We start from the raw sequence: 5,948 nt of genomic DNA, 5'->3' as shown, positions 1-5,948 counted from the left end.
CGGCAATCAGCTGGACGTCATCCTCGTCGAAGCAATCCGCCCAGGTGCGACTGCCTTTCGGCGGACGTCGATAGTCAAGCAGCAATTCGGCCGGCGCTCGATTGTCGACCCACTTGGCGCCGTGCAGTGCGGACGCCGAACGGCCCGCGACGATCCCACGTCGCCGCGACCATAGCCAGGCGGCGCGTGCGCGAGCGACCGCGTCGAGCTCGACGTCGCCAGCGACGTAGATGTCAGGATGAACAGCGACGTACCGGCTTCGCAGTGCGTGCCTAGTCAGCCGACCACAAGCCACCGCTTCACTGCCTATGAACGGTTGCCCCATGGCCGAAGTGTGCCGCCACCGACTGACATCTCGCCCAACGTGCACTCAGGGCGGAGAATCCGCCCAAAAGTCGCCATGAGTGCACGTTGGGCGGATTAGTCGTCCTCGAATTCGTCGTCGGCGTCGTTGATCCTGCGGTCGCCGCGAGTGATCTCCATCCACCGCCGAACCGGAAGGTCCCAGCGCTTAGGCGCCGCCTCGGTGACGTCGGACAGTGATCGCACCACGGCCTGCGTCAGCGCCATGATCGCGGCCATCACCGGCAGTAACGGCCGGAATGGCGTGGCGGCGGAGCGAACCGTGTCGATGCGACGGGCCAGCAGAAGGCGCTCGATCGCGTGATAGAGCCATGCCCCGACGCCCAACCCATAGATCGCCAGCGCCGCCGCGATCGCCGCCTGCCCGTAGGCCGCGCACAGCACCGCGCCCAGCACCACCGTCGCCGCGAGCACGGCGGCAATGACGACCCGCAACTCCAGCCGAGTCATGACCTGTGTTCGCGAACCGCTTCTCGGACCGCCTGCGAGGCCGCCCGGATCTGCGGTGTCACCAGCATTACTTGACCCAGCACCCCGTTGACGAAGCCCGGGGAATCGTCGGTGGACAGTCCCTTGGCCAGCTCGACCGCCTCGTCGACAGCGACCGGGGCCGGCACGTCGTCGGCATGCAGCAGCTCCCACACGGCCACCCGCAGGATGGCCCGGTCCACCGCGGGCAGTCGGTCCAAGGTCCAGCCCTGCAAATGCGAGGCGATCAAATCGTCGATGTGTGCCGCGTGCTCGGTGACACCGCGGGCCACCGTCGCGGTGTAGGGGTGCAGCGGCGCAATATCGGGCTTCGTCTGCGCCAATGCGGTGCGGGCGTCAGCCGCCTCGGCCGGTGTCACCCCGCGGGCTTCGGCTTCGAACAACAAGTCGACCGCACGCTTACGGGCCTGGTGGCGTCCTTTAACAGGCCTCGCCGGCTCGTCAGGCACGGCCCAGGTAGCTACCGTCGCGGGAGTCGACCTTGAGCTTGTCGCCGGTGTTGACGAACAACGGGACGTTGATCTGCGCCCCGGTTTCCAGCGTCGCCGGTTTGGTGCCGGCGCTGGATCGGTCGCCCTGCAGACCCGGCTCGGTGTGCGTGACTTCGAGCTCGACGGTCACCGGCAGCTCCAGGTACAGCGGCGCCCCGTCGTGGAAGGCCACCTGCACCGGCATCCCCTCCAGCAAAAACCGCGACGCACCGCCAACAAGTGACTCCGGCAACGGGTGCTGCTCGTAGTCCTGGCTGTCCATGAACACAAAATCGGACCCGTCGCGGTAGAGGTAAGTCGTGTCACGCCGGTCCACGGTGGCGGTTTCCACCTTGACGCCCGCGTTGTAGGTCTTGTCCACCACCTTGCCCGAGATCACGTTCTTCAGCTTGGTCCGCACGAACGCCGGTCCCTTGCCGGGTTTGACGTGCTGGAATTCGACGATTTGCCATAGCTGGCCGTCGATCACCAGCACCAGTCCGTTCTTGAAATCGGCAGTACTTGCCACAGTCGCTGAATCTCCTACACGATCGCCAGTTCCTTGGGGAACTGGGTGAGTAACTCCGGTGTGTGTCCATGAGCCTGGCCCGTGTCTGCCACGACCAGCGTGTCCTCGATGCGGACGCCGCCACGGTCGGGTAAATAGACGCCGGGCTCCACGGTCACCACGGAGCCCGCCAGTAGTGTACCGGCGGCCGAGGCGTTGATCCCTGGCGCTTCATGGATCTGCAGCCCTACCCCATGGCCGAGGCCATGCCCGAAGCGCTCGCCGTGCCCGGCGTCGATAATGACGCGGCGCGATGCTGCATCTATGTCGGCCAGCTCCGCGCCGGCATGCAAGGCATCGCGACCGGCTCGTTGTGCGGCGCTAACCAGGTCGTAGATCTCGCGTTGCCAATCGGCGGCCTTGCCAAGCACAAACGTCCGGGTCATATCCGAGTGATAGCCGCCGACCAGGGCACCGAAGTCGATCTTGACGAAGTCGCCGGCGGCCAGCACTGCATCGGTGGGCCGGTGATGCGGGATCGCCGAATTCGCACCGCTCGCCACGATCGTCTCGAACGAGACGCCGTCGGCGCCATGGTCGAGCATCAAGGCCTCCAGCTCGCGGCCCACCTCGCGTTCGGTCCGGCCGGGCCGCAACCCGCCGCGTGCCACCAAGTCCGTCAACGCGGCATCGGCGGCCTCGCAGGCCAACCGCAACAGCGCCACCTCGCCGGCGTCCTTGACTTCGCGAAGCGCCTCCACCGTCTGCGAGGCGCGCACCAACTCGGTTCCGGCCTGCGCTAGTTCGTCGGCCAGCGCGTCGAAGCCGTCCACGGTCACCACATGGCTCTCGAAACCCAGCCGCTGCACGCCCGCGGACGCGGCCCGCCCGGCCAGGTGACGCCCGCAGGCCCGCTCGATGGCCACCTCCAAGTCAGGTGCCTGCTGGGCGGCCTGAGTGCGGTAGCGGCCGTCGGTGGCCAACACCGGCGGGCGGTCGTCGGCAAATACCAGCAGCGCCGCATTGGATCCGGTGAAACCGGACAGGTAGCGCATGTTGATCAGGTCGCTGACCAGCATCGCATCCAATTCGGCCGCACGAAGTCGCGCCCCGAGCGCGGCTCGCCGCTGGGAATGTGTCACGCACGCTGACGGTACTCGCTACGCTGTGGCCCCATGACTAACTGGATGCTGCGCGGCCTGGTCTTCGGCGCTGCGATGGTCGTCGTACGCCTGTTTCAGGGATCGCTGATCCAGGTGATGCAGACGCAGGCCGGGCTGATCAGCATCGTGCTGCTGATCCTGTTCCTGGCCGGCGTGGTCTTTTGGGGGGTCAGGGACGGCCGCGCCGACGCCGCCGCTAACCCGGACCCGGACCGCCGTTCCGATCTGGCGATGGTGTGGCTGCTCGGCGGCCTGGTGGCCGGGCTGCTCAGCGGCGCGGTGACGTGGGTGATCGGGATGTTCTACAAGGCGCTGTACGTCGGTGGGCTGATCAACGAGCTCACCGTGTTCGCGGCCTTCACCGCGTTGCTGGTTTTTCTGGGCGGGATCAGCGGCGTGACGCTTGGCCGCTACCTGATTGACCGCAAGGGTGCCTACAACCCGCAAGGCGGCCGTGAGGAAGATCGAGCCGACACCGACGTTTTCGCTGCGGTCCGCTCCGATGAGGCCGGCACCGCGGAGGGCAGGGCGTTGCCCCAGGAGCAGCAGTCGGCGGTGGCAACGGCCGAGCGTGAGGGACACGGGGCGCCGCAGGCTTACAGCGAGGAATCCGAAGAGACAACCGAGGCCATCCGCCCGGGCCACAGCGAGGACACGACCACCGAGGTCACCAAGCCGCACGGTACCGAGATCACTGAAAGCGACACCGAGCGCACCGAGCCGACGACCAAGCGGGACGAAGGCTAGCGGGAGACGCTGGCCAGATAACGCAGGGCCAGCAGATAGCCCTGTACGCCGAGCCCGGCGATGACCCCGGTGGCGATCGGGCTCAAGTATGAGTGGTGCCGAAAGTCCTCGCGCGCATACACATTGGAGATATGCACCTCGATCAGCGGCGCGCTCAGCTCCGTGCAGGCGTCCCGCAGCGCCACCGACGTGTGCGTCAACCCGCCGGCGTTGAGGATCACCGGTTCTCCGGCGTCGGCGGCCAAGTGAATCCAATCGAGTAGCTGAGCCTCGCTGTCGCTTTGCCGCACAACGACTTTCAGCCCCAGCTCGGCGGCCTCGCCTTCGATCATGGCGACAAGGTCGTCGTGGGTGGTGTCGCCGTAGACCTCCGGCTCCCGGCGGCCCAGTCGGCCGAGGTTGGGCCCGTTGATCACGTTGATGTTCATCGGCCCCCCACCTCCGCATATGCCGCTGCCAGCAGCGCCGGATCCGGGCCCTCTAACCGGCCCGGCTTGGCCAGCCCGTCGAGAACTACGAACCGCAGCACCCCTGACCGGGTTTTCTTGTCGCCGGCCATGTACTCCACGAGTTCCGGCAAGGCGTCGGCGTCGTAGCCGACCGGCAAACCCAGCGAGTCCAGGACGCTGCGGTGGCGATCGGCGGTGGCGTCATCGAGCCGCCCGGCCAGCCGGCCCAGCTCGGCAGCGAACACCAAACCCACCGAAACCGCTGCGCCATGGCGCCATTGGTAGCGTTCCCGGCGCTCGATCGCGTGGCCCAGGGTATGGCCGTAGTTGAGGATTTCCCGCAGCTGCGACTCCTTCTCGTCGGCGGCGACGACCTCGGCCTTGACGGCGATCGCCCGCCGGATCAGCTCCGGCAGCACGTCACCCGACGGGTCCAACGCCGCCCGCGGGTCGGCCTCGATCCGATCCAAAATCACCGGGTCGGCGATGAAACCGGCCTTGACGACTTCGGCCATGCCGGCCGCGATTTCGTTGGGCGGCAACGTCTGCAGGGTCGCCAGGTCGACCAGCACACCGATCGGCTGGTGAAACGCCCCGACCAAGTTCTTACCGGCCTCGGTGTTGATACCGGTCTTGCCGCCGACCGCCGCGTCGACCATGCCGAGCAACGTGGTGGGCACATGCACGATCGACACACCCCGCAGCCAGGTCGCCGCGGCAAAACCCGCGACGTCGGTGGCGGCCCCGCCGCCCAGGCTGACCAATGCGTCCTTGCGGCCAATCCCGATGCGGCCCAGCACTTCCCAAATGAACCCGACGACCGGCAAGCCCTTACCTGCTTCGGCGTCTGGGATTTCGATGCGATGCGCGTCAATCCCCGTGGCCACCAACCGAGTCCGGATCTCCTCGGCGGTCTGGGTTAGCACCGGCTGATGCACAACGGCGACTCGGTTCCGCCCGGCAAGCAGGTTGTCGAGCTCGCCCAGCAGACCACTGCCGATCACGACCGGATACGGCGGGTCGACGGCCACCTCAACGGTGACCGGTATGTCGGGGTCGTCCGGTGACGATGCAGAGGGGGCAGCACGATGAGGAGGAACCGGACCATCAGACAGAGTCATTTGCCCGCCTCAGCGCGACGACGGGCTGCGGCCAACGCCGCCGGCGTGGCGGGAGTAGGCGGTGGCCCGGTGAGGGACTCGGGCGTGGTTGGGGTCAGCGAGGACGGCGCACGACGCCATGGCGCCCGGCGACGGCCGCGCCCGGGTCCGCAGCCTTGCGGGTCTTGCAGGCGCGCCACGATGTAACGCACGACGGCTCCGGGATTGCGCCGGTTGGTGTTGACCCGGATGGTGGCGACTTGCCGGTACAGCGGGATGCGCTGCGACATCAGCGCTTTGAATTTCGAGTACTTCTCGGCCTCGTCTTTCGCCGCCAGCAACGGCCGCACGGTGTTGCCGCCGGTGCGCCGCACCCCTTCGGCGGCGCTGATCTCCAAGAACACCACGGTGTGACCGGTTAGCGCAGTGCGCACCCCGGGACTGGTGACCGCGCCGCCCCCCAGCGACAGCACGCCGTCATGCTCGGCCAGCGCCGCGCGCACCACGTCTTCTTCGATGCGACGGAACTCCTTCTCGCCATCGGTGGCGAAGACGTCGGCGATGCGCCGTCCGGTCTGCTGCTCGATTGCCACGTCGGTGTCGAGCATCGTGACGTCGAGTGCCTTGGCCAACCGTCGCCCGATCGTGGACTTACCCGA

At 67.3% G+C, this 5,948-nt stretch carries 8 protein-coding genes and 1 pseudogene; 1 reads left to right on the top strand and 8 read right to left on the bottom strand.

Annotation, left to right across the window (positions count from 1 at the left end; translation table 11 throughout):
* From WBF82_RS15310 to WBF82_RS15290, 5 genes and pseudogenes are all read right to left on the bottom strand, one after another.
* Positions 1-325, bottom strand: a pseudogene (locus WBF82_RS15310) (hypothetical protein); the annotation flags it as partial.
* Positions 326-420: 95 nt separating this feature from the next.
* Entirely contained in the window at positions 421-813 is a 393-nt protein-coding gene (locus WBF82_RS15305) for an antitermination protein NusB (protein WP_424383841.1), read from the bottom strand.
* Entirely contained in the window at positions 810-1,301 is a 492-nt protein-coding gene (gene nusB, locus WBF82_RS15300) for a transcription antitermination factor NusB (RefSeq protein WP_424383840.1), read from the bottom strand. Before nusB ends, WBF82_RS15305 begins: the two co-directional genes overlap by 4 nt.
* Complete coding sequence (gene efp / locus WBF82_RS15295; protein ID WP_424078600.1) at positions 1,294-1,851, bottom strand: elongation factor P; 558 nt, start codon at positions 1,849-1,851, stop codon at positions 1,294-1,296. The genes nusB and efp overlap by 8 nt, the downstream gene beginning before the upstream one ends.
* A gap of 14 nt (positions 1,852-1,865) precedes the next feature.
* A complete protein-coding gene (locus tag WBF82_RS15290) occupies positions 1,866-2,972 on the bottom strand; it encodes a M24 family metallopeptidase (protein WP_424383839.1) in 1,107 nt (368 codons plus the stop codon).
* A gap of 33 nt (positions 2,973-3,005) precedes the next feature.
* Between WBF82_RS15290 and WBF82_RS15285 the strand changes: the two genes are divergently transcribed.
* Positions 3,006-3,740, top strand: coding sequence for a B-4DMT family transporter (locus WBF82_RS15285; RefSeq protein WP_424383838.1), 735 nt, complete (start codon positions 3,006-3,008; stop codon positions 3,738-3,740).
* On the opposite strand, the gene aroQ is transcribed toward WBF82_RS15285, so the two are convergent.
* From aroQ to WBF82_RS15270, 3 genes are all read right to left on the bottom strand, one after another.
* A complete protein-coding gene (gene aroQ / locus WBF82_RS15280; RefSeq protein WP_424383837.1) occupies positions 3,737-4,168 on the bottom strand; it encodes a type II 3-dehydroquinate dehydratase in 432 nt (143 codons plus the stop codon). The two genes, WBF82_RS15285 and aroQ, sit on opposite strands and share 4 nt — an antisense overlap.
* Positions 4,165-5,310 carry a 3-dehydroquinate synthase gene (gene aroB / locus WBF82_RS15275; RefSeq protein ID WP_424383836.1) on the bottom strand — a complete coding sequence of 382 codons (1,146 nt, stop codon included), beginning with the start codon at positions 5,308-5,310 and terminating at the stop codon, positions 4,165-4,167. Before aroB ends, aroQ begins: the two co-directional genes overlap by 4 nt.
* On the bottom strand, positions 5,307-5,948 hold a 642-nt coding region (locus WBF82_RS15270), incomplete at its 5' end, for a shikimate kinase (RefSeq protein WP_424383835.1). The genes WBF82_RS15270 and aroB, both read right to left, overlap by 4 nt.

The organism is Mycobacterium sp., assembly GCF_049673265.1.
Classification (GTDB): Bacteria; Actinomycetota; Actinomycetes; order Mycobacteriales; family Mycobacteriaceae; genus Mycobacterium.
The sequence above is the reverse complement of the archived record's forward strand: the minus strand, read 5'-3'. Positions and strand labels throughout refer to the sequence as shown.